Source organism: Acidihalobacter yilgarnensis (assembly GCF_001753245.1).
Lineage (GTDB): Bacteria > Pseudomonadota > Gammaproteobacteria > DSM-5130 > Acidihalobacteraceae > Acidihalobacter > Acidihalobacter yilgarnensis.
Map to the genome: position 1 here is coordinate 2,360,084 of NZ_CP017415.1, position 22,577 is coordinate 2,382,660.

A 22,577-nucleotide genomic window follows, 5' to 3' on the forward strand; every position below is an offset into this window, starting at 1 on the left:
TTTCTTATGTCTACGTTAATCCGGGATAATCCATACGCACAGTGGCCCCCAAATGAACGCGCAACCGTGTCCGGGCGGACACGGTTGCGCTCAAATATCGACCTTATCAGGGTAATCAATGCCGCGGCGTGACGATTCCTACGCCGCGTGGATCTTGAATTGCGAGACGAGGGCCTGCAAACCAGCCGACAGACGTGCCAACTCCTCGCTTGCCGAGGCCGTCTGCTGCGACCCCGTCAGCGTCTGCTCCGTCACCTGACTGATGTTGCTGATGTTGCGGTTAATCTCCTCCGCCACCGACGACTGCTCCTCCGCCGCGCTCGCAATCAGCGCGTTCATGTCGTTGATCCGCGTCACCGCCTCCGTGATCGTACGCAGCGAACCATCCGCTTCCCGCGCCTTCTCCACGCTCTTGCTCGCGCGCTCACGCCCCGTATCCATCGCCGATACCGCTGCCTTCGCTCCGTTCTGCAGCTGTTCGATCATCCCCCGGATTTCCTCCGTCGAGTCCTGCGTCCGCTTGGCCAATGTGCGCACCTCGTCCGCAACCACGGCAAAACCACGACCCTGCTCGCCCGCACGCGCCGCCTCGATCGCCGCATTCAATGCCAGCAGGTTCGTTTGCTCCGAAATCCCGCTGATCACCTCCAACACCCGGCCAATCTGCGCGCTGTCACCCTCCAGCTTCTGAATCGCCTGCGCTACCCGCTCAACCTCACTCGCCAGCGTGTCGATCGCCTTGACCGCTTCACCCACCACCTGCCGGCCCTGCCGCGCCTCGCCATCCGCGTGCTGCGCCGCCTGCGCCGCGTCGCTCGCGTTGCGCGCCACTTCCTGCACCGTCGTCGACATCTCGTGCATCGCCGTCGCCACTTGATCCGTCTCCGACTGCTGGCGCCGTACCTGCTCGCTGCTCTCTTCGCTCGTCGCCGACAATTCTTCCGCCGCCGCCGCCAGCTGCGCCGTCGATCCCGACACCTGCATCACGACCTGCTGAATCCGCTCTACGAAGCGGTTAAACGAACGCCCCAAATGGTCCAGCTCGTCGCGCCCATGATCCGGCATCCGCCGCGTCAGATCGCCCTCGCCTTCGGCAATGTCATCCATCACCCGGATCGCACCACTCAGACGCCTGACCATCGTGAAAATCGCCAAACCCGTCAATCCTCCTCCCACCAATACCGCCAAAATCAGCAGCAAGGTACTCCAGAAAGCGGATTCACCCAGAGAGCGGCTCACCCGTTTGCGGTCCACATCCTGGATCTTGCCGATCTGGCCGCTCAGCTTGTCGAGAGTGACCCGTATCTGGAACCACTGCGGTTGAGCCTGCTGCGTCAGCAGGCTCTGTGCCTGCGCGTTCTGTTCGTTGTCAAGCAAGCGCACCATCTCCAACCGGGCCGCCCGGTTCTCCTTCCACAGTCGGTCCACCTTGTCGATCGTCTCGCTGAGCTGAGGCAGCTCGGCGCCTTGTTCTCTGACCGTTGCCAGAGCTACGTCGAATTTGCGGATGCCGCCCTCGACTACCTTCTGCCAAGGTCCCTGAATAGCGTTGCCCAGGATGATTCGATTACGCAACGCGGTGCCCGAAAGCAAGCCCTGAACCGTCATGGTCTGAATCGCGCGCTCCAGCGGCACGTCGCGCTGCCCTACCTTGGCGAAGGCATCGCTGATACTGCGCTGATACATCAGAGTCACGGTTACCGCGCCCACGACCAGCAGCACGGCAAGCCCCGCTGCAGCTAATAAACGGCCCTTGAGCGTAAGGGGAATTAGTGTCATCGGCAGACCCTCCAAAAACCATTTCTAATGAGTGTGTTTTATTGTTTTAAATCCTCGTTTGACTCCCTCCATGGAGTCTGGCCCGCTAGCAACGGGGCAGAAAGTATATCGTCAGATGAGGACAAAACCTTAAAAACCATATTAAAAACAATGCCAACATCCGCTATCGGTCTTTAGAGAACGAGCCTGCCAGCCTTACCGGACGGCACCAACCACTCAGCTGCACAACGAAAGACGCCCGGCCAATGGATATCGACCGGGCGCCCAAAAATTCCAAGAAGAAAATATTATTAAGGTTGTAACATCAAGCCGCGTGGATCTTGAATTGCGAGACGAGGGCCTGCAAACCAGCCGACAGACGTGCCAACTCCTCGCTTGCCGAGGCCGTCTGCTGCGACCCCGTCAGCGTCTGCTCCGTCACCTGACTGATGTTGCTGATGTTGCGGTTAATCTCCTCCGCCACCGACGACTGCTCCTCCGCCGCGCTCGCAATCAGCGCGTTCATGTCGTTGATCCGCGTCACCGCCTCCGTGATCGTACGCAGCGAACCATCCGCTTCCCGCGCCTTCTCCACGCTCTTGCTCGCGCGCTCACGCCCCGTATCCATCGCCGATACCGCTGCCTTCGCTCCGTTCTGCAGCTGTTCGATCATCCCCCGGATTTCCTCCGTCGAGTCCTGCGTCCGCTTGGCCAATGTGCGCACCTCGTCCGCAACCACGGCAAAACCACGACCCTGCTCGCCCGCACGCGCCGCCTCGATCGCCGCATTCAATGCCAGCAGGTTCGTTTGCTCCGAAATCCCGCTGATCACCTCCAACACCCGGCCAATCTGCGCGCTGTCACCCTCCAGCTTCTGAATCGCCTGCGCTACCCGCTCAACCTCACTCGCCAGCGTGTCGATCGCCTTGACCGCTTCACCCACCACCTGCCGGCCCTGCCGCGCCTCGCCATCCGCGTGCTGCGCCGCCTGCGCCGCGTCGCTCGCGTTGCGCGCCACTTCCTGCACCGTCGTCGACATCTCGTGCATCGCCGTCGCCACTTGATCCGTCTCCGACTGCTGGCGCCGTACCTGCTCGCTGCTCTCTTCGCTCGTCGCCGACAATTCTTCCGCCGCCGCCGCCAGCTGCGCCGTCGATCCCGACACCTGCATCACGACCTGCTGAATCCGCTCTACGAAGCGGTTAAACGAACGCCCCAAATGGTCCAGCTCGTCGCGCCCATGATCCGGCATCCGCCGCGTCAGATCGCCCTCGCCTTCGGCAATGTCATCCATCACCCGGATCGCACCATTCAGACGCCTGACCATCGTGAAAATCGCCAAACCCGTCAATCCTCCTCCCACCAGTACCGCCAAAATTAATAAGCCTGTACTCCAAACGGCTGACTGGTGCAGCTGCGCTTGAATATGCCGGCGATCCTGCAGCTGGATGCGATTGACCGTGGCGTCCAACTCATCCAAGAGTTTGTAAATCTCGTTCCAGGTCGGTTGGGCTTGCTGGCTAAGCAGATTTTGCGCCTCCGCACTCTGCTCCCCCTTAAGCAAGTCCACCAGATGCAAGCGCTGCGCCCTGTTCTTGCGCCACAATATGTCGATCTTCTGCAACAATGCCTCCAGGCGAGGGCGTCCGACCGCTTTTGCCGCCGCGATCCGATATGCCGCGTCGAAACCCTTGAGACCCTCGGCAGTTTCCTTGTCCCAGGGCTGCAAAATCGCATCGCCTTGGATGATACGGTCGCGGATCGCCGTGCCAGACAACAAGCCATTCAGCATCATCTGCTCCGCGCTCCGCTTGAGCGGGGCATCGCGTACGCCGGCCAACTCAATCGATGCGCTGATGCCCCGCTGGAAGTTCAGCGTCACCACCACGGCACCAATTACCAGCAAAATGGCCAGGCACGCCGATGCCAAGAGGCGCCCCTTGAGCGAAATGGGAATAACGGTCATTCGAATGCCCTCTAAATCTGATCTGTGATTAAGTAACAACCCATCTGGGTATGCATGAGGTCGGCATTCCTGCTTTGTTTTAATAGATAATTCTTATCGAAAAGACGTCGGACAAAACAATCCCGCCCCGCGCGCTGCGCGGGCCAGGATCAAAAATCAGCGCGATTATATCGACTACGATGCGGTCGCCAACCCTCTATCAAGCGTAGGCGTCGATCAAACCCCGGTTCAAAGACTGCCAACCGACGGACGGTAGCGCCGCGAATTCCGCGTCAGCTTCGGCGAAGGGCATGGCGGACGCGGCGCCTTGGCCGGCGCCATAACCTCCGCCTTGGGCAAACCCACCACCGCCACCAGAACCATAGGACAGCTGCCCATTGCCCAGTGCCTGTTGCTGTACGCTGACACTCACCTGCTGACTACCACCCTGCCCCAACAATTCGCGTAGCTGCGGCGTCGCCGCATCCAAAGCACTCTTCACCAACGCATGATGAGTCTGGAAAAGAATCTGGGTCTGATCTCCCAGGATGTGCACCGATATCTGCAGCGGACCGAGTTGAGGCGGATTTATCTGTAGGGTCGCCGCCTGCTGTCCCTGACCAATCATCCAGCTGACTTGTCCATTCAAGACCTGTGCAAAACCAGGCTGTCCAGGCGCGGGGGCGGAGTTCCGGGTGCAAGACCCGAAGAAGGTTGACCGGTGGTGGCGACCAGCTGCATCAAGGGTCCGGCTGGCAAACCACCCGCGGTCGCCGTGACGCCCCCCCCTCTGACGGAGGCCAATGCGGTGAAGGCCGCTGATACGCCAGTTTGTCCGCTGCCGGCCCCCTTGGTGTTGAACAGACTGGCATCGGCCAGTAATTGCTGCCAACTGTTGCTACCTGGGCGACCGCTATTGCCGTCCGTTGCGCTGGACTTCGCATGAGGCCCGACATTCACACCTTTGGGTGGGCTTGTGGCAGCTCCATTTCCCGTCATCCGTGATGGTGGCGCGGCATCCATTCGCACCGACAGCGGCAACACCGGGATCGTGGGCGGCAATCCATTGCCCGCCTGCCCTGGCGTCGAATTCGCGTTCGAATCGCTGCTTTTGGTTTGTTTCCCCGTGTGCTGAGCGGTCTGACCACCCGTAGACTGGACACGCTTGTCAGCTGCGGACGACGCCTGCGCCTGTGAGGTGGATTGCGACGAATGCACTGCCTGCTCGGACCGAGACGCGTGCCCATTGTGCTGTTGCTTGGGCTGAACTGCCTGCGGTTTCGCGCTGCCCCCTACGGCGGATAGAGCCTGCGTGGGTACGGCATTGGCGGACAGCTGGGGCGGGGCAGGCTGGTGTTGCTGTGAAAGCTGCTGCAGCGTTAGCGCAAAGCCGTTCGCCGTTGGGCCGGTGGGCGGCGCGCTCATCGCAGCCGGCGCACTGGCTTGCGGAACGGCCTGCAATGCGGCTGTCAGGCTCGTACTCACGCTGCACTCATAGTTGATATGCGGATCATGATCAATATCAAGCAAAGCACATGCCAGGCAGGTTTAGTCGGACTGGGTCCGCCCCTGGCCACGCGCCGCGGCGAACTCGTCCGATTCACGTTGTTCCCGTCGGGCGGCCACTATTCGTGCCTCCTGTTCGTAGCGCAGCACGACTTGATTCAGTGCCTCCTGCCGGCTGTGCAGACCGAGCCAAGTTGCCCGTCCCGCTTGAAAGGCCGATTCCGCTTCCTCAAGCACGCGTTGCTGCGCCTGCCCGGCATCGGCCAAGCGCTGAAGGAACAATCGATAATCCAGTAGATCGCCCATGCTCATGCTCTCACCCTGCATGCGCTGCGCATATTCCTGTTCCCAGCCCTTGAGTTCGCTCAGCCGCGTACGCGCCGCCTCAACAGCACGTCCCAGCTCAGCGAGCTGCACCGCCGCCTCGCTGGCATTGCGGGCGGCCAGAGCTTGCACGGGCTTAAGTCGATCTGCACGCATACTCATATCAGGGTTCGTGTATCAGTGTAATCGCCTAGGTGCCGGGCGAGCTCGATCGGTTCACCCGCGTCCATGTTCTGGCTTTGCACCTGCGACGGTGGGTGGAAAAACGCCGTCAGTGCCCCAGCACTACCCGCGAAATCAATACCCTCAGACATGGATTGCTGCAGAAATCGCTCCAGCTCCGGATAGCGTGCGATGGCCTCGTCGACATTCGGATCGCTACCTGCCTGATAAGCACCGACACTAATCAGATCCCGGTGGGCACTGTAAGCCGCATAAAGTTGTCTGAAACGTCGCGCCAAAGCCAGTTGGTCGGGGGGATAACCTCATGCATCACGCGCGATATCGAAGCCTCGATATCGATCGCGGGATAACGTCCGCGCTCGGCAATCTGGCGCGACAGGACGATATGTCCATCCAGTATGGCTCTTGCCGCGTCTGCTATGGGATCGTTGGGATCATCCCCCTCAGTCAGCACGGTGTAAAAGGCTGTGATCGAACCCTCGCTGTCGCGACTGCCGGTACCCGCACGCTCGACCAATTGCGGCAATTTGGCAAATACGGAAGGCGTGTAGCCCTTGGTCGCCGGTGGTTCTCCGATCGCCAATGCGATCTCGCGCTGCGCCTGTGCGAACCGGGTTAGCGAATCGATCAGCAGCAACACCTTGAGACCCTTCGAACGAAAATATTCAGCCACTGCTGTCGCATACCAAGCCCCATGCAGACGCATTAAGGGCGGATCGTCCGCCGGCGAAGCGATCACAACCGCGCGCGCAAGCCCAGCCTCCCCCAGGCTTTGCTGGACGAATTCCTTGACCTCACGACCGCGCTCGCCAATCAAACCGACCACCGTGACATCGGCCTCGGTATAACGCGTCATCATCCCCAGCAATACGCTTTTGCCCACGCCGCTGCCAGCGAACAGACCCATACGCTGCCCCCGGCCGACGCTGATCAGGGCATTGATCGCCCGGATGCCGACGTTCAGCGGCTCACGGATCGGGCGGCGCGCCAACGGATTGATCGGGTGCCCGGTCAGAGCCACGGTATCCGGGGTGCGTATGGGGCCTTTACCATCGAGCGGCCGGCCAATGCCGTCGAGCACACGCCCGAGCAGCTCCGGTCCCACGGCAACGTTATGCGCCGTTCCCAGCGGGATGACCCGCGCATTGGGCGTCAACCCGCGGATGTCGCCGACCGGCATCAGAAAAACCTTCTCACCCGAAAAACCGACCACTTCGGCCTCGACCCGCTGACCGTGCGCGGTGACAATTTCGCAACGTCCGCCAATCGGCATTTCGCAACCAACAGCCTCCAGCGTCAGTCCGACCATTCGGGTCAAGCGCCCCTCCGCGATCAAGGGACGCGTCACCTGTGCCCGTTGGCGCGCCTGTGCCAGGGTTTCGCTCCAACCCGCCAGGCGATCCTCGCGCGCGCTCACGGGGCTTCAGGCTCGCTGCGACTATCGCCCAGTACACGGGCCGCAATCTGGTTGAGTCGGTGCTCCACGGTGGCATCCACTCGGCTGACATCCGAGCGTACGCGACATCCGCCGCGGGCCAGCGCAGCATCCTCGACCACGCGCCACGCATGTTCGCCCTCGCCCTCCGGCATTATCTCGCGAACCAGACGCGCGTCATCGGGATGCAACTCCAGGCGCACGTCGCTCGCGTATGACGGCAACGCCTGGAGCGCTTCACGCACCACCGCGACGATCTCGCCCGGCGAGGTGGCCAGCTCGCGCCTGACCAGCTGGCGGGCGATGGCAACGGTAAGCGCCAGTAACTCTTCACCGACCCGTTCGCCCATTTCCTCCAGTGGGCGCGCCAGCGTATACAGGATTTCATCAAGCCGCTCTACGCGGATACGGGCCTCCTGCTCCGCAGCAGCCAAGCCCTCCGTATGCCCCTGGCGAAAACCTTCCTCTCGTGCGGCAGCTTCCACCTGTTCGAGTTGGTCGGCGGTAAACGGATGCCGGCCCAAGGTCTCAACCTCTTCCGATATCGGACTGCCAGTCTCAATCGTTTCGACCATGGGCTGTAAGTCCATGGAAGGCACCTGCCACAGGCTGGCAACATCGCTCGATTCACCAAGGATGAGCTTAGACATATTCGTCCCCGCCCTTGCCCCCTAGCGCGATCTCGCCAGAATCGGCCATGCGCCTGGCCACGGCCAGGATTTCCTTCTGGGCAGCTTCGACCTCGCTCAGACGTACCGGGCCCTTTGCCTCCAGATCGTCGCGGAGCATTTCCGCCGCGCGCTTGGAAATATTCTTGAATATCTTCTCGCGCAGCGGCTCGTCGGCACCCTTGAGAGCGACCACCAGCGTTTCCGAAGCGACCTCACGCAGCAGACCCTGAATCGAACGATCATCCAGCTCTGCCAGGTTATCGAAGACGAACATCAGTTCCTCGATTTTCTGAGCAATATCCGAATCGTTTTCCGCGACAATCTCGATAATCGCGCTCTCGACGCTCGAATCCATGAAATTGAGGATATTGGCCGCACTCTTAAGTCCGCCGACTGCCGATGATTTGACGCTGGAATTACCGCTGAATTGGCGCTCAAGCACCTCATCGAGTTCTTTGATGGCGGATGGCTGCACAACATCCAGTGTCGCGATACGCATGATCACGTCGGCACGCACTCGATCCTGAAGGTGCACCAGAACATCCGCGGCCTGATCCGCATCCAGGTGACTCAATACGATCGCGATGATCTGCGGATGCTCCAACCTCACGACTTCGGCGATGGCTCGCGCGTCCATCCACTTGAGCTGATCGAGACCCCGCGAGTTATGGCCCGTCAGAATGCGGTCCATGATACCGCCAGCCTTGTCCTCGCCCAGTGCCGTCACCAACACGTTACGGATATAATCATCGTTGCCGATACCCAGCGCCGTCTGATCGCCGACGATATCGATGAACCGGCTCAGAACGTCGCTCACGGCCGAGCGCGATATCCCATTCAGCTCAGCCATCGCGGTGCCAATTTTCTGCACCTCGCGCGGCCCCATATGCTTGAGAATTTCGGCTGCTTCCTGCTCGCCCAGCGTCATCAACAGAATCGCCGCCCGCTGTGCGCCATTGACGGGAGCCGTGCTACTCATCGCCCAACCATCCCTTGACCACCTGCGCGACCCGCTTGGGGTCCGATTGTGCCAACGAACGTGCGGCAGCCAGCTGTTGATCGTAGGCACTGGTCCCACTCGCCTGCCCGGACAGGGTTACGCGATCCTCATCCATGCCGCCCACCTCACCTTCCCCGCCACCCGTACCCGCAGCGGCGCCAGCCGCCGCCGGCGCCATCATTGGCGGCGCATGACTGAGGCTACGCAGAACGGGGCGCAACACACCGAAGATCAGGAACAGCACCGCTAGGCCGCCGGCAACCTGCTTGAGCAGATTCCAGAACCACGCCTGTTCCCAAATCGGCGGCCCTGCCGGCATAGGGGCTGCGGCAGGCGCAGCCTTGAAAGGCGCATTGATGACGTTAACGGTATCCCCGCGCGCCGCATTGAATCCGACCGCGTCCTTAACCAGATTAGTGATATTGGCCATTTCTTGCGTCGACAGCGGGACCGCCGTCACCTTGCCATCCTTTCCCTTTTTCTCCTGATAATCCACTACCACGGCAACCGATAGTCGGCTGATCGCGCCTGGCGCCTTCTGGATATGCTGGATCGTACGGTCGATTTCGAAATTACGCGTCGCCTGCTTACGGCTTTCGAGGATCGGTCCCAGTGGAGCACCCGTACCTGCCTGCCCCGCCGCCGTCTGGGCGTTCGCTGCTTGCCCATTGGCCGACTGATTGGCCGGCACGCCAGCAGGCGGTGGTTGGTTGGTCAACGCACCTGGAACGCCGCCGGACGGCTGCCCGCGCTTGACCAGATCGTCGGTCTGCTCGCTGCGAATAACCTGGCTCTTAGGGTCATAAGTCTCGCTGGTTGTATTGATCAACGCATAGTTGAGGTCTGTAGCCACCTGCGCGCGGACACCGCCACCACCCACGATCGGTGCCAGAATCGCGCTGATACGCTTGGCGTATAGCCTATCCAGGCGCTGCGTCAGCGCATATTGGGCCGTGCTGAGTGCCGACCCCGTGGCCTCAGGCCCATTTTGTCCGCCGTGCGTCAGCAAATCCCCGTGCTGATTGACCACAGTGACATTTTGCGGCGACAGTCCTGGCACACTGGAAGCCACGAGGTGCACCACTCCGGCGACCTGAGCCGCGCTCAGTTCTCGCCCCGGATACAAATTCAGCAGCACGGATGCGGAGGGCTTCGGACTGTCCTGGATGAACACGGATTGCTTGGGTACGGCCAGATGCACCCGTGTGCTCTGCACGCTGTCGAGCGAGGCAATGGAGCGTTCGAGTTCCTGTTCAAGTGCCTGGTTATAGCGCACTGTTTCCATGAACTGGCTCGCCCCAAATGGCCCCTGAGCCTTGTCAAACATGGCAAATCCGCTAGTGGTGCCCTTGGGCAAACCTTCAGTCGCCAGCTTGATCCGCGCTCGATAAACGTCCGCTGCGGGTACCATGATCGCCCCACTGGTCGGACTCACCCGGTAGTGTATGCCAGCCTTATCGAGTGCTTCGAGCACTTGTCCGGAATCCTTGGCGGACAGATCCCCGTAAAGCAGGCTGTAGCTTGGCTGCTGCGACCACAGCACGATGGCGACGCCCAGTGCCACACTGGCAGCCAGACCCATCATGAGTCCAATCTGACGGAGCGCAGGCAGTCGCGAAAAATTATCGAACTGGGTGCGGAGTGCCTCGGTGCGTATTTCGCGTGATTCGGCCACCTGTTTCGCATTTATTCGGCCACCTGTTTCACGGTGATTCGGCCGGGGCAGTCGGAGCGAAGCGACGCAGGGTTTGCATTGTTACTCGGAGTCGGTGGAGACGGTCAAGTTCCTGGCTCGCCGTTTGCGCATTGATTCGCCCTTGAGGGTGATTCGATAGCCGTTGTGCACGAGGCGGTCGAGGATGGCATCGGCTAGGGTGGGATCGCCGATGATCTCGTGCCAGTGCTCGACCGGTAACTGGCTGGTCACGAGCGTGGCGCGCTGGCCGTGGCGGTCGTCGAGCAGTTCCAGCAGATCACGCCGTGCGGTGGCGTCCAGCGGGCCGAGGCCCCAGTCGTCGAGCACGATCAAGTCGGTTTTGGCGAGGCTGGCCATGAGCTTGGGGAAGCGCCCATCGGCGTGGGCGAGTTGCAGATCCTCGAACAGCCTGGGGGCCCGCAGGTAGCGAGTGGTAAAACCCTGCCGACAGGCCTGCTGGGCGAGTGCACAGGCGATCCAGGTCTTGCCCACGCCGGTGGGACCCAGGAGCAGCAGATTGAGACCCTCACGGATCCATTGGCCGGTGGCCAGTTGGGTGATCAGGCCTTTGTCGAGGCCACGCCGGGTGCGGTAGTCGATGTCCTCCAGGCAGGCGTTTTGTTTGAGCTTGGCCTGGCGCAACCGCGTCTGTAGACGGCGATCCTCACGCTCGGTCAGTTCGCGGTCGGCGAGTAGGCCGAGGCGTTCCTCGAAGCTCAGGTCTTCGATCTCGGGCAAGGCGAGTTGGTCACGCAGCGCCTTGTGCATGCCGGTCAGGCGCAGTTGCTGGAGCTTGTCCAGGGTGGGATGGTGCAACATGGTGTGTGTCCCTTGTTGGATGGGTGAAGGATCAGTGGTAGTAGCCGGGGCCACGCAGATGGTCGTGCGCCTCGGGTAAGGACAGTGCCTGTTGTTCGGGCAGAGGCTGGCGATCGAGACCGCGCTTGAGGATCGATTCGAGGCTCTTGTAGCGACAGGCGCCGAGCAGCAGGGCGCGTTGGCAGGCGGCTTCGAGGCGATCCTGACCGAAGCGTTCACCCAGGCGCATGATCCCTAAGCAAGAGCGGAAGCCTTGCTGGGGATGCGGCCGGGACAGGACCTGGCTGATCACCCCGGCGGTGGCCGGACCGCTTTTCTCGGCCCAGCGCACCAGTCGCTGCGGCGTCCATTCGGCATACTCACGGTGGGCCTTGGGCATGTGCGCGGTGATCGTGGTGTGACGGCCCTTGGCCGGGGAGCGTACATGGCTGGCGACGCGCTGGCCCTTGTGGAAGCACTCCAGGGTATGGGCGGTCAGCCGGGCATCGAGCTGTTGCCTGACCAGGGCGTACGGCACTGAGTAGTAATGGCCGTCGACCTCGACGTGGTAGTCGATGTGTACCCGGACCTTTTTCCAGGTGGCGAACACATAGGGCGTGGCGGGCAACACCCGCAGGGCGGGCTGATCGATCTGTTCGAAGGCCTCACGGCGTGTGCCGGGCAGCTTCTTGAACGGGCGGTTGTTGAGCCGCTCCAGCAGGGTCGCGATCGCGGCATTGAGTTCCTTCAACGTGAAGAAGGTGCGATGACGCAAGGCGGCGAGGATCCAGCGCTCGACCACCAGCACGGCGTTCTCGACCTTGGCCTTGTCGCGCGGCTTGCGCACGCGTGCGGGGACGACCGCCACGCCATAGTGCTCGGCCAGTTCCGCATAGCTGGGGTTGAGGTCCGGCTCATAACGGCACGCCTTGCTGACGCCGCTACGCAGGTTATCCGGGACGACGACCTCGCTCACCCCGCCGAGGAACTCAAAGGCCCGCACATGCGCACCGATCCAGTCGGGTAGCGTCTGTGTCCAGGTCGCCTCGGCGTAGGTGTAGTTGGAGGCCCCGAGCACCGCGATGAAGACCTGCGCGGTACGCACCTCACCGGTGTGTTGGTCGATGATCTCGACCGTCTGGCCGGCATAGTCGACGAACAGCTTCTCGCCGGCACGATGGGTCTGGCGCATCACCCGATCGAGCTTGCCGGCCCAACGGCGGTAGTGGGTACAGAACCACGTATAGGCGAAGCCGTCGCGGTAAGCCGCCCGGTACTCTTCCCACAGCAGCATCAGAGTGACGCCGGGACGGCGCAGTTCCTGATGCACCACCGGCCAGTCCGGTAGTGGGCGCGTAGCGGCCGGTACCGCCGACGCGGGCGGGAACAGACGACGCTCGATCTCGGTATCGCTCAAGCCCGCCGGCAGCGGCCAGTTCAAACCCGAGACAGCAAAGCGTCGCTCGTACTCGGCCACGCTGCTGCGGGCGATGCGCACGCTCTCGGCGACCTGGCGGGCGGGCAACTGCGCTTCGAACCGCAGTCGTAAAACTTCTCGAATCTTGCGCATGGACAATCGCTCCATCTCGACCCCTTCGCTCCGTTAAAAGGGTCGATCCTAGTGGATGATGTCCTGCGTCACCCCCTGCCCACGGGGTGGCCGAATGGCCGTGAAACGGGTGGCCGAATGGCCGTGAAACGGGTGGCCGAATGCGCGTGAAATGGGTGGCCGAATCAGCGTGAAATCAGTGGCCGAATGACCGCGAAATACGCACCTCGGGGTTGATTAGTGCCATAACGCGTCAGGATGCCGGTTCAGATCTGCATGTTCATGATTTCCTGGTACGCCGACACCAACTTATTGCGTACCTGGGTCATTGCCTCGAAGGAAAGATTCGCCTTTTGCAACGCCACCATCACCTGGCCCAGATCAGCCGACGTATTGCCGTGCTCGAAGCTGGTCGCCAAATTTCCGGCGTGCTTTTGTGCCTCATTCACCTGATTGATAGAATCCGCCAGCAACTTGCCGAAATCCACCTGGCCAGGCTGTGCCGCCGCAGGCGGCTTGTTGTTGCCGTCGGCGACCGCCGCCATCGCGCGCATCTGCGCCAGCACCTGATTGATTTCTGTACCGCTCATCTCAAAACTCCGTCAGCGATTCGACGCCTGATACCTATTGGAAGCAAAAATGACGCCAACTCTTCTCAACAGGGAATCGCGACGCCGGCATCCCTGAGTTTGGCAAGCTTATACCTCAGGGTACGCGGACTAATGCCCAAGCGCGCCGCAACCTCCTTGCGATTGCCATTGACTGCACGGAGCGTCTCCAAAATCAGCTCGCCCTCGCGGCGCCGCAGATCGGCATCAAGCACTCCGCCATCGGCGGGTACTTCTGGCTCATCGCGCATCGACATCATGGCTGCGCCGCTTTCGAGCGCCTCAAAATGCAGATCCCCCTGATCGATGCACGATCCGTTACTGAGGATCAATGCACGCTGGATGACATTGTCGAGTTCGCGTACGTTACCCGGCCAGTCATGTGCCAGCAGGCGATGCTCGGCCGCCGGCGTCAGATTCGGATTACGCCCCGTGTGCCTGCGCAACAGGCGGCTCGCGAGCGGCAAAATATCTCGTGGGCGCTCGCGTAACGGTGGCAGGTGCAGCGGAAAGACATTCAGACGATAAAACAGATCCTCACGAAAGCGCCCTGTCGCCACCTCTTCGCGAAGATTGCGGTTCGAGGTCGCAAGCACCCTCACATCCAGCGGAATTAACCGATGGCCGCCAAGCCGTTCGACCTCGCGCTCCTGCAACACACGTAGCAGCTTGGATTGCAAAGCCAGATCCATTTCTGAAATTTCATCGAGCAACAAGGTGCCGCCGTTGGCTTGTTCGAATTTGCCCGCGCGAGCCTCATGCGCGCCGGTATACGCCCCTTTCTCATAACCGAATAGCATTGCCTCAAGCATATTCTCGGGAATGGCCGCGCAGTTGATCGCAATAAAAGGGCCGCCAGACCGCGGGGACAGGCGATGAATCTCGCGGGCGAATACCTCCTTACCGCTACCCGATGGCCCCGTGATCATGACCGTCGCCTCCGCGACAGCCACTCGGCCCGCCAAGGCGAGCAATTCACGCGTACGCGGGTCCTCGGCCACCGGCTCGCCCTCATTGGTGGTCGGCACCGGCATCAGACGACTGACCATTTCCACCAGCACAGAGGCCTCGAAGGGCTTGACCAGATAATCTGCCGCACCGTCACGCATCGCATCGACCGCTCTCTGGATAGTGCCATACGCCGTCATCAACACCACCGGGATATCCGGTCTCAACTGGCGGATACGCCTAAGCAGCGCATGCCCATCCAAGCCGCTCATCTGTACATCGCTGATGACCACGCCGATGGGTTCGTCAGACAGCTTGACCAACGCCTCTCGGCCATCACCGGCGGCAGCCACATCGAATCCCGCCAGCAAGAGTGTCTCCACGACAGCCTCGCGTAAATTCAGGTCGTCTTCGACCACCAGCACTTTGAGGGTGTGAGTCATGCCGTCAAGCTCCATTGTCATTTTCGGTGGTGCCGCAAGGCGCCAGCGGTAGATGCAGGGTAAAGGCGCCGCCTGGCTGCCCTTTGCGATCAAGGCTTACTTCGCCGCCATGCGCCTCCATGATCGCGCGCACCACGGCGAGGCCAAGCCCCGTGCCTTGATGATGTGTCGTGTAGAAAGGCTCAAAGATGCGCTCGGCAATTTTGTCCGGCACACCGGGTCCATCGTCACTCATACAAAGAGCAACTCGGCCCGTACGTGGCTGCCAGATCCTGAGGTTGAGATGCACACCGGGCGCCGCGGCTTGCATCGCATTGGAGGCCAAGTTCAACAACGCGCCCACGAGCCCCTCTCGCTGTCCCACACAACAACGGCTGGCAAGATCAGCATCCCATTCAATCGCCAACGTGCCCGCTCTATCTGCCAATGGCAGCCGGACCATCTCCTCGAATTCGCTCACAATCCCGCCCAGCGCCAACGGCGTCAGATTGTTGGCGCCACCTCGCGCAAATTGCAGCATGTCATTGACCATGCGCTCCAAATGCTGGACTTGCTTACGAATCTTGCCGACCACACGTAGCCGTTGAGTCTCATCGATACGTTTGGGCTCCAGATGGGACAAATACAACAGTACCGACGACAGCGGCGTGCGTATCTGATGCGCCAGGCCCGCCACCATTTCACCCATTGACGCCAAGCGCCGGTGATGGTCCAACTGCTCCTGCAATTCACGAGTATCGGTGACATCCTGCAGGAGCAGTATGTCACCCGGCTCTGAACCCAGAGAGCGTATCGAAATGCTCAAACGACGCCCGCCGTCCAGCCGAACCTCACCCGCACCGGCCGAACCCGACACGAATCGTGTCGCAACGACCGGCCAACGCGCGCCGATCAACGGCTCACCGAGAAATTCGTGTGCAGCGGGGTTGGCCTCACGTACGACGCCGTCCTCACCCGTTACGATCACAGCACCCGGTAGCAACTCCAGCAGACGCCCCAAGCGATTGGCCAAACGCTCCTTTTCGGCCAGTTGCACTAGCCGCTCGGAACGGGCTGCTGCCAGCTCTTGGCTCAGCTGCTCCACCCGCTGTTCAAGCCCCCGATACGAAAAGGCCAGATCCTCGGAGAGGCGATTGAAGGCATTGAAAGCCTCAGCGAGCAGGCGTTCGCGTTCAGATGCATCGCCAGCCTGCGCGGCTTCGATCGCCTGTCTCGGGGTTGCTTGGTCTGTCGGGTTCATACCCTGACCTCAGCAGATTTCGTACCAGAAATTATTTATTTATTATAGTCAAGCGGTTGCGCAAAAAGCTTCGCTTCGAAGCGTCAACTTTCCGGCACATCATCCTGGCGTTGAATGCCATACTTACGCATCTTCTCGACCAGCGTCGTACGCCTCATGCGTAACGACTGAGCCGCGTGCGCGACGACACCGCCGGCATCGTCCAAGGCCTTGCGAATGAAGGACATTTCCAATTGCCCAAGATATTCGCGCAGATCCACTCCGTTCTCGGGCAAGCCGATATCCGGTGACAACGCCATATCACCCACGAACTCATCCGATTGTGCAACTTCAACATCCGCCATTTCCAAGATTTTCGCAGGCAGGTCAATCACTTCAACCACCCCATCGGGAACCAGGATGGAAAGTCTTTCAATCAAATTGGACAATTCGCGCACATTACCAGGCCAGTGATAAAGACTCAGCGCCTTGAAGGTGCCGGCGGATAGATGCACGCGCCCGCGCCCGTTGCGTTCCAGACGTCCCGCAAAATGCTCTGCAAGCAGCGCAATGTCTTCTCTTCGATCACGCAGCGGAGGCACTTCGAGCGGAAAAACGTTCAGGCGATAAAAAAGGTCTTCACGAAAACGTCCTTCTCGAATTGACACCTCAAGGTCGCGGTGGGTCGCAGCAATGACACGCACATCGGTATTGATACTCCGATTGCTACCGACTCGCTCGAATGTGCGTTCCTGCAGTACCCGTAATAGCTTGACCTGCATCGGCAATGGCATATCGCCAATTTCATCAAGAAAGAGCGTACCGCCTTGAGCCAATTCGAAACGCCCCTGGCGCGCCGTCAGAGCGCCCGTAAAGGCTCCCTTCTCATGGCCGAACAACTCGCTCTCCAACAACTCTGCCGGTATCGCACCGCAGTTAACCGCGACGAAGGGGCGTTCCCGCCGTGGCGAGCAGTAGTGTATTGCAGATGCCACCACTTCCTTGCCGGTACCCGTTTCGCCTTGGACGAGTACCGTAGTATCTGTCTCGGCAACACGGGCAATGAGACGCCGTAAGCGCTGCATTGCAAGGCCACGCCCGGTCAACATCCGGTCCAGAATCGAGGGTACGGCATCTGCTTCGCCTCCCCGGGTCGAGACCCCTGCAGCGGCCCGTGCGCGTTCGAGCGCCAGAATCGTTTGGCTCGCATCCAGTGGCCATGCCAGATGCGTAGCCACTTTATAACAAGGGTTGGGCGCCTTGCCGACAACCACCAGCGGCGGCACTCCCGGGGTTTGTGCATGCCAGTCCAGCACATCCGCCATGCGATCTGGCTGGTCCAGGGTACAAACCACTAGGGCTACGGCATCGCCTGACGGCTTTGAAATATCGAAAGCCATGGGTGTAAATCCCAGAAATTCGACAATGGCGTGTAACTGATCCGCCTCGCTACCTGCGTTGGCTGCAACCAACACGACAGGGGCCGCAGAATCGCCACCCTTATACTGACTGGACATCACGCTCGACATGGCCCTTGGCTTCTTATGGATATTTATGGTTTATAGGCAAACTGTCGCCTGATGACGACACAACGCAAGCATGCAAGATGGCGGCCCAAATGTCAAAAAACCAACACTACCGTTGGTTACATATAATTTTCTATATAAATCATATGGTTCTTTGACTTGCGATCAATCGACGATGATGCCTAAAAATGAGCTTACTCAAACCATCCCGCATATCCTCGGCCATGCCGCGGAAACGTGCCGCAATCTTGACGCCGCGCCCACTGGGATCCAGCGAGACGACTTCCCCCCAACATCGGAGTGGCCTCGGATAGCTCGTTTTCAGGTAGATATCCATGCGCACAAGGTCGCCCATGGCCGGCGCCGAAGGGGCTTCGACGATCCAACTCAAACCATGCTCGGACAGGGCAACGGGAAATGCCTTGGGTAAGGCAAGCTGGTGGCGTAACAACTCACCCACCAGCTCAAGCACCAGACTCACCTTCGTGTCCAAGCGGGCCAAGGCTTGTATGACCTCCGGCTCTCCCCCTTTGGATTCGACGGGATGTTCATCGAGAACGCTGAACATGGCCAGCAAAGCCACGTTGGTCTCATTAATTTGCGACTGTATTTCCGGAGCTGGCATCGCAGCGACGGGCTCCCACGCCAACGGCAAGGTCGCGCGGTATACGATGCCTTCGTCAAGCGGGCCGGTTGGTTCGTCCATGCGTTTTAGGATAGCGTATTGTACCGAGCTTAGCCGACTGCGCTATGACTGTAGGCACGCGCGGCGCGGCGCACCAGTGCCTTGTGCTCGAGCGCCTGGACCGTACGCGCCCGATATCCATCGATCAAATCGACAAGATCCGCATTGATGGCCAGTAATTCTTGCAGCGCGATGCGCACCGCCTCAACCTCGTGTGGCAGAACCGGTTTGCCCATCAGCGTTTCCAGCTGGGCGCGTAGGTTGGCCTCATTGCGTAACAGTTGGAGCCAGTCCGGCTCTGGATGACTGCTACGTGCGGCCTGCAACAACTGACGCCCGAGCGAAACCAAGCCTGCTAGAGCGTTGACCCGCTCCTCTTCAACCTTGGATACGCCTCTCTCGACGGCATTCATGTGGAAGCCCGAACACCCTTCGTCGGCGAAATCGCATCCCAGCCGGATTTCACTTCCACCAGCAACGCAGCAACCTCATCGAGCAAACGGGTATCGTTTTGCGCATTCGCCTCGACCAAACGACGCGACATGTAGTCATAGAGTGCCTCGAGATTGCGTGCCAGCTCGCCGCCCTGATCATGGTCCAAATAGACCCGCAAGCCGTCGATGATACGTATGCTATCGACGATCAGCTGAGCCTTAAGCCCGTAATCGCCCCGGCTGAGCGCGCCCTTCGCTCGTGCGATATTGTCGAGTCCACCTTGCATCAGCAATCGGATCAGGGTGTGCGGACTGGCATCGGCCACCGACCCCTCAAGACCTACCTGCTGATAGTGCCGCAATGCTTGGTTCATCGGATTAGCCCTGCCTCGTGAATGCGATGAAAAATCCATATAAAACGGAAACTCCGGGATTCAATTAAAAGTACCCTAACCGCCTGGTGTCGTACTGCTACTACTGCTGCTACTGCTACTACTCGCAGACGGCAGACTACCAAGCTGTGCACTCAGGTAATTGCCGGTACTCTTGAGATTAGCTACCAGAGTATCCATCGCCGTGTACTGTGCCATCAGCGTCGACTGTTCCTGCTGCATTCTCGTGTTGAGGTCGCTGAACTGCGTCTGGATATTCGTAAGCTGTTGATTGATGCTGTTTGTGCGGGCTGTGATGATCCCGTTCGGCCCGGTCATGCTGTTCACGGTCGTGCCCAGCTGGGTACCGATGGTCTGCAAGGCGGTGACCACACCCGTGTAATTGCTGGTCATGGCCGTACTGAGCGTGCCTGCATTGAGGCTCAGCGTGCCATTGGTATTGGCGGTAATCCCCAACGCCATCAGGTTCTGGTAATTGGCCGGTGCGCCGCTGATTCGCTGGACCACCCCGTTCTGAAAAAGATTGACAAGATTCTGGACCGTAGGATCGCCGAGTAAAATGCCTGCCGACTGCGTCTTGGCATCGTAGCTTGCGTACTTGGTGACGTCCTGCGAGAAGCTGTTGTAAGCCGTCACGAAGGACTGCAGCGCCTGGGTAACCGCCCCGGTATTGGGTCCGACGGTCACGGTCACCGGTGAAGTGGTGACACCCGACAGATTCAGCGTCACGCCCGTCACTGCATTCGTGACCGTATTGCTCTGAGAACTCACGGCAATACCGCTGATATTCAGCTGAGCGTTCTGGGCGGCCACCGTTTGGCTCAGTGTCGAGGCGCCATTGGTGCCACTGTAGGTGAATGCACCCAGGCTTGAGCCACTATCGGTGATGTTGAGCTGATGGTCGGTCCCAGCACTCGAAGTCAGTGCCAACTGGTAGCCACTACCATTGTTGACGACCGTGGCCGAGACACCGAAATTAGCCTGATTGATGCTATCGGCTACCCCCTGCAATGTGTTGTTGGAGCTATCAACCGTGATACTGGTCGGCGATGTCGCACTGTTGGCGGTAAACGTCGGCGGCGTGGTCGTGTTGTTGTAACTACCGAACTGGAAGGTCAGCGTCCCGGTACCTACCGCCGTGGTAGGCGAGCTGAACGTCGTACTGGCCAGGCTCTGAGCCTGTGCCAGCGCGCTGACGCTGACGTTGTAGGAACCCGGTGTTGCGGTGCCGTCCGAAGTGGCGCCTACCAGTGCTGAATTGCTAGAAGAAGCGTTATAGCTGGGCGTCAGGCTACCGAGCGTCTTCAGCGCGCTGCTGATCGAGGAGGCATCGCTGTTGATCGCGCCGAAGGCCGACAACTGAGAATTGAGGCCATTCTGCTGATTCGTCAGCAATGTTTGCTGCGGTCCGAAATCCGCTTGTAGCAACTGGCTAACGATCGACTGGACGTTCAGCCCCGAGCCGACGCCTGGAGAGCTGATGATCCCGGACATAGTCCTGCCCCTCGCTTCAATATCCGTTAGGTTTTGACGACGACGCCCGTCGTCGTCAACTGATGCAATTCTTGCAATCTCTGCGCCAGGACCACCATATATTCTGGGGGTATCTGCCGCAACACTTGGCCGTTTGCCTGATCGATGACCTTGATGATGGTCTGATGCGTTGATTGATCGATACTAAATTTCAGCGTACGGCTTTGCGATTGCAAATAATCGTTGACTTGGACCAAGGCCTGATTGAGCGTGGACGGCTGAACCTTACCGCTTGGCAGCGTGCCAGGTGGCGTGGAATTGCCACTCTCCGGGGCACTTGCCTGGGTCGCCTGGCTGCCGGTGCCTGATGCCGCGCTGGGTGAAGAACCACTCGCCGCCTGGACACCCGTCAACAGTGAAAGATCGTTTGTAATTTGGTTCATCCCCTTGAACCCTCCACCGTGGAGCCTATGAGCGGCGTATCCTTCGCCTCATCATCCCCAACCGGGAGCGGGGCTTGACGCCCCGCTCCTTCCATGTCGCCTATGCGTTACTTAAGCAGCGTCAGCGCAACCTGTGGGTCCGTGTTGGCCTGGGCCACCATCGCCACACCCGCCTGCTGCAGAATCTGCGCCCGACTCAGTGCCGCCGTCTGCGCCGCGAAGTTCGTATCCTGGATACGGGAGCGCGCCGCCTGGGTGTTCGTCGAGGCCGATTGCAGGTTCGAGATGGTTGCCTGGAAGCGCGACTGAAGTGCACCGAGGAGACCACCATCACGGCTGAGCTGATTCAGCGCGAAGTCCATCGCCTTGACTGCCGTCTTGGCGCCGGTATAGGTCAGCACGTTGGTGCTGTTCAGCGTCAGGGTCGTCAGGCTACTGAAGTTAACGCCGGTGCCGCTCAAGCCGACGTTAGTCAACGTAGTGGCATTACCGCTCACCGAGATCGAACCGCCGACGCTGGTATAAAGTTCGATACCTGCAGAGATGGTCCCGCCGCTGGCGACTGCGACGCCACCGGTGCCCGTCACCGTGATGCTGGCCCCGGTCGAATCGGTCAAGGTCAGCGTACCCGACCCCGTGGTCGCGGTCACATTGGTCTGCGTGGTGTAGGCGTTGATTGCCGCCGCCACATCGCTGACCGTCGCGCCACTGGCGATATTCACGGACACACCGTCGATGGAGATCGTGCCGGAACCGGTATTGGTGTAACCCACCGTACCCGTGGTCGTATCGGCGCGCTGCGCATAGACCTGACTCTGGCTGCTGACGTTGTTGATCGCCGCCACCACATCCGAGACCGATCCGTTGTTACCCGTAAGATTCACCGCCACGTTGTTGATAGTGATGCTGCCGGAGGCGCCGCTCAGGTTGGCCGTATTGATGCTCGTACCGTCACCGTAGCTCGCGCCGAGGTTCTGGCCGCGTACGTCAAGGCCATTGGTGGAGATGATCTGGCCGGCATTGGCGCCCACCTGGAACACCAGATTGCTCAGGCTACCGTTGAGGATTGACTGGCCGTTGAACTGCGTGTCCTGCGCCGTCGTATTGACCTGCGCGATGGACTGCTGAACCTGAGCGTTCAGCGCTTGGCGATCCTGGGCCGAGTTCGTGGAATTCGCCGCCTGGATACCCAGCGTACGGATGCTTTGCAGCTGACTATTGATCGTGCTCATGGCGCCGTTGGCCACCTGCGCAAACGAAATACCGTCGTTAGCGTTGCGCATAGCCTGATTGAAGCCGTTGATCTGCGCCGTCATGCGCTGCGCGATCGCGTAGCCGGCTGGGTTGTCGGCCGGGCTGTTGATGCTCAGACCGGAGGACAGTTGGGCAATCGCGCTATCCAATTGGCTCTGCGAAGAGTTCAAATTGTTCTGCGCATTCAAGGACGCGATGTTCGTATTGATGACAAGTGCCATGTCTGTAACCTCCGTTACGTGCTACCCGATTTATATGACTTAATACCTGCGCCACCTGGCGGCTAC

The 22,577-nt window shown here is 60.1% G+C and carries 20 protein-coding genes and 1 pseudogene; all 21 read right to left on the reverse strand.

Annotated features, from left to right (window positions below; all coding sequences use genetic code 11):
* Window positions 1–138: 138 nt before the first annotated feature.
* The gene (locus BI364_RS11315; RefSeq protein WP_070078826.1) at window positions 139–1,779 is read right to left on the reverse strand and encodes a methyl-accepting chemotaxis protein; all 1,641 of its coding nucleotides are present in this window, start codon (window positions 1,777–1,779) and stop codon (window positions 139–141) included.
* Window positions 1,780–2,083: 304 nt separating this feature from the next.
* Window positions 2,084–3,724, reverse strand: coding sequence for a methyl-accepting chemotaxis protein (locus BI364_RS11320; protein ID WP_070078827.1), 1,641 nt, complete (start codon window positions 3,722–3,724; stop codon window positions 2,084–2,086).
* A gap of 199 nt (window positions 3,725–3,923) precedes the next feature.
* Window positions 3,924–4,331, reverse strand: coding sequence for a flagellar hook-length control protein FliK (locus tag BI364_RS11325; protein ID WP_070078828.1), 408 nt, complete (start codon window positions 4,329–4,331; stop codon window positions 3,924–3,926).
* Between the two features lie 17 nt (window positions 4,332–4,348).
* A complete protein-coding gene (locus tag BI364_RS11330; RefSeq protein WP_156782730.1) occupies window positions 4,349–5,188 on the reverse strand; it encodes a hypothetical protein in 840 nt (279 codons plus the stop codon).
* Between the two features lie 63 nt (window positions 5,189–5,251).
* Window positions 5,252–5,695 carry a flagellar export protein FliJ gene (gene fliJ, locus BI364_RS11335; RefSeq protein WP_083251343.1) on the reverse strand — a complete coding sequence of 148 codons (444 nt, stop codon included), beginning with the start codon at window positions 5,693–5,695 and terminating at the stop codon, window positions 5,252–5,254.
* Window positions 5,692–7,133 (reverse strand): annotated as a pseudogene (gene fliI, locus BI364_RS11340) (flagellar protein export ATPase FliI). The gene fliJ and the pseudogene fliI overlap by 4 nt, the downstream one beginning before the upstream one ends.
* The gene (locus BI364_RS11345; RefSeq protein ID WP_070078831.1) at window positions 7,130–7,801 is read right to left on the reverse strand and encodes a flagellar assembly protein FliH; all 672 of its coding nucleotides are present in this window, start codon (window positions 7,799–7,801) and stop codon (window positions 7,130–7,132) included. The pseudogene fliI and the gene BI364_RS11345 overlap by 4 nt, the downstream one beginning before the upstream one ends.
* Window positions 7,794–8,801: a flagellar motor switch protein FliG gene (gene fliG, locus BI364_RS11350; protein ID WP_070078832.1), complete on the reverse strand. Its 1,008-nt coding sequence runs from the start codon at window positions 8,799–8,801 to the stop codon at window positions 7,794–7,796. Before fliG ends, BI364_RS11345 begins: the two co-directional genes overlap by 8 nt.
* Window positions 8,794–10,497 (reverse strand): flagellar basal-body MS-ring/collar protein FliF, encoded by a 1,704-nt coding sequence (fliF, locus tag BI364_RS11355; protein WP_233279504.1) that lies wholly within the window; start codon window positions 10,495–10,497, stop codon window positions 8,794–8,796. Before fliF ends, fliG begins: the two co-directional genes overlap by 8 nt.
* A gap of 81 nt (window positions 10,498–10,578) precedes the next feature.
* A complete protein-coding gene (gene istB, locus BI364_RS11360; RefSeq protein ID WP_070078167.1) occupies window positions 10,579–11,337 on the reverse strand; it encodes an IS21-like element helper ATPase IstB in 759 nt (252 codons plus the stop codon).
* Between the two features lie 31 nt (window positions 11,338–11,368).
* A complete protein-coding gene (gene istA / locus BI364_RS11365; RefSeq protein ID WP_083251223.1) occupies window positions 11,369–12,901 on the reverse strand; it encodes an IS21 family transposase in 1,533 nt (510 codons plus the stop codon).
* Window positions 12,902–13,131: 230 nt separating this feature from the next.
* On the reverse strand, window positions 13,132–13,455 hold the full coding sequence (fliE, locus tag BI364_RS11370; protein WP_070078833.1) for a flagellar hook-basal body complex protein FliE: 324 nt from the start codon (window positions 13,453–13,455) through the stop codon (window positions 13,132–13,134).
* Between the two features lie 65 nt (window positions 13,456–13,520).
* On the reverse strand, window positions 13,521–14,864 hold the full coding sequence (locus tag BI364_RS11375) for a sigma-54-dependent transcriptional regulator (RefSeq protein ID WP_070080043.1): 1,344 nt from the start codon (window positions 14,862–14,864) through the stop codon (window positions 13,521–13,523).
* Window positions 14,865–14,868: 4 nt separating this feature from the next.
* The gene (locus BI364_RS11380) at window positions 14,869–16,104 is read right to left on the reverse strand and encodes a sensor histidine kinase (protein WP_070078834.1); all 1,236 of its coding nucleotides are present in this window, start codon (window positions 16,102–16,104) and stop codon (window positions 14,869–14,871) included.
* An 83-nt stretch (window positions 16,105–16,187) separates the two neighbouring features.
* Window positions 16,188–17,600 carry a sigma-54 interaction domain-containing protein gene (locus tag BI364_RS11385; RefSeq protein ID WP_156782850.1) on the reverse strand — a complete coding sequence of 471 codons (1,413 nt, stop codon included), beginning with the start codon at window positions 17,598–17,600 and terminating at the stop codon, window positions 16,188–16,190.
* A gap of 151 nt (window positions 17,601–17,751) precedes the next feature.
* Window positions 17,752–18,315, reverse strand: a complete 564-nt coding sequence (locus BI364_RS11390) for a PilZ domain-containing protein (RefSeq protein WP_070078836.1) — start codon at window positions 18,313–18,315, stop codon at window positions 17,752–17,754.
* Window positions 18,316–18,344: 29 nt separating this feature from the next.
* Window positions 18,345–18,707, reverse strand: a complete 363-nt coding sequence (locus BI364_RS11395) for a hypothetical protein (RefSeq protein WP_070078837.1) — start codon at window positions 18,705–18,707, stop codon at window positions 18,345–18,347.
* Window positions 18,704–19,102 (reverse strand): flagellar export chaperone FliS, encoded by a 399-nt coding sequence (gene fliS / locus BI364_RS11400; protein WP_070078838.1) that lies wholly within the window; start codon window positions 19,100–19,102, stop codon window positions 18,704–18,706. Before fliS ends, BI364_RS11395 begins: the two co-directional genes overlap by 4 nt.
* A 75-nt stretch (window positions 19,103–19,177) precedes the next feature.
* The gene (gene fliD / locus BI364_RS11405; protein ID WP_070078839.1) at window positions 19,178–20,614 is read right to left on the reverse strand and encodes a flagellar filament capping protein FliD; all 1,437 of its coding nucleotides are present in this window, start codon (window positions 20,612–20,614) and stop codon (window positions 19,178–19,180) included.
* A gap of 26 nt (window positions 20,615–20,640) precedes the next feature.
* Complete coding sequence (locus tag BI364_RS11410) at window positions 20,641–21,036, reverse strand: flagellar protein FlaG (RefSeq protein WP_070078840.1); 396 nt, start codon at window positions 21,034–21,036, stop codon at window positions 20,641–20,643.
* 107 nt (window positions 21,037–21,143) lie between these two features.
* The gene (locus BI364_RS11415) at window positions 21,144–22,511 is read right to left on the reverse strand and encodes a flagellin N-terminal helical domain-containing protein (RefSeq protein ID WP_070078841.1); all 1,368 of its coding nucleotides are present in this window, start codon (window positions 22,509–22,511) and stop codon (window positions 21,144–21,146) included.
* Window positions 22,512–22,577 lie beyond the last annotated feature (66 nt).

Bases quoted from the DNA above. Each gene is read 5' to 3' on its own strand.
- BI364_RS11315 (WP_070078826.1), bottom strand. From the start codon at position 1,779: ATGACACTAATTCCCCTTACGCTCAAGGGCCGTTTATTAGCTGCAGCG.
- BI364_RS11320 (WP_070078827.1), bottom strand. From the start codon at position 3,724: ATGACCGTTATTCCCATTTCGCTCAAGGGGCGCCTCTTGGCATCGGCG.
- fliG (WP_070078832.1), bottom strand. From the start codon at position 8,801: ATGAGTAGCACGGCTCCCGTCAATGGCGCACAGCGGGCGGCGATTCTG.
- BI364_RS11410 (WP_070078840.1), bottom strand. From the start codon at position 21,036: ATGAACCAAATTACAAACGATCTTTCACTGTTGACGGGTGTCCAGGCG.
- BI364_RS11345 (WP_070078831.1), bottom strand. From the start codon at position 7,801: ATGTCTAAGCTCATCCTTGGTGAATCGAGCGATGTTGCCAGCCTGTGG.
- fliE (WP_070078833.1), bottom strand. From the start codon at position 13,455: ATGAGCGGTACAGAAATCAATCAGGTGCTGGCGCAGATGCGCGCGATG.
- fliJ (WP_083251343.1), bottom strand. From the start codon at position 5,695: ATGAGTATGCGTGCAGATCGACTTAAGCCCGTGCAAGCTCTGGCCGCC.
- BI364_RS11385 (WP_156782850.1), bottom strand. From the start codon at position 17,600: ATGTCCAGTCAGTATAAGGGTGGCGATTCTGCGGCCCCTGTCGTGTTG.
- istA (WP_083251223.1), bottom strand. From the start codon at position 12,901: ATGGAGCGATTGTCCATGCGCAAGATTCGAGAAGTTTTACGACTGCGG.
- BI364_RS11390 (WP_070078836.1), bottom strand. From the start codon at position 18,315: ATGGACGAACCAACCGGCCCGCTTGACGAAGGCATCGTATACCGCGCG.
- istB (WP_070078167.1), bottom strand. From the start codon at position 11,337: ATGTTGCACCATCCCACCCTGGACAAGCTCCAGCAACTGCGCCTGACC.
- BI364_RS11375 (WP_070080043.1), bottom strand. From the start codon at position 14,864: ATGACTCACACCCTCAAAGTGCTGGTGGTCGAAGACGACCTGAATTTA.
- BI364_RS11415 (WP_070078841.1), bottom strand. From the start codon at position 22,511: ATGGCACTTGTCATCAATACGAACATCGCGTCCTTGAATGCGCAGAAC.
- BI364_RS11325 (WP_070078828.1), bottom strand. From the start codon at position 4,331: ATGATTGGTCAGGGACAGCAGGCGGCGACCCTACAGATAAATCCGCCT.
- fliS (WP_070078838.1), bottom strand. From the start codon at position 19,102: ATGAACCAAGCATTGCGGCACTATCAGCAGGTAGGTCTTGAGGGGTCG.
- fliD (WP_070078839.1), bottom strand. From the start codon at position 20,614: ATGTCCGGGATCATCAGCTCTCCAGGCGTCGGCTCGGGGCTGAACGTC.
- BI364_RS11395 (WP_070078837.1), bottom strand. From the start codon at position 18,707: ATGAATGCCGTCGAGAGAGGCGTATCCAAGGTTGAAGAGGAGCGGGTC.
- BI364_RS11380 (WP_070078834.1), bottom strand. From the start codon at position 16,104: ATGAACCCGACAGACCAAGCAACCCCGAGACAGGCGATCGAAGCCGCG.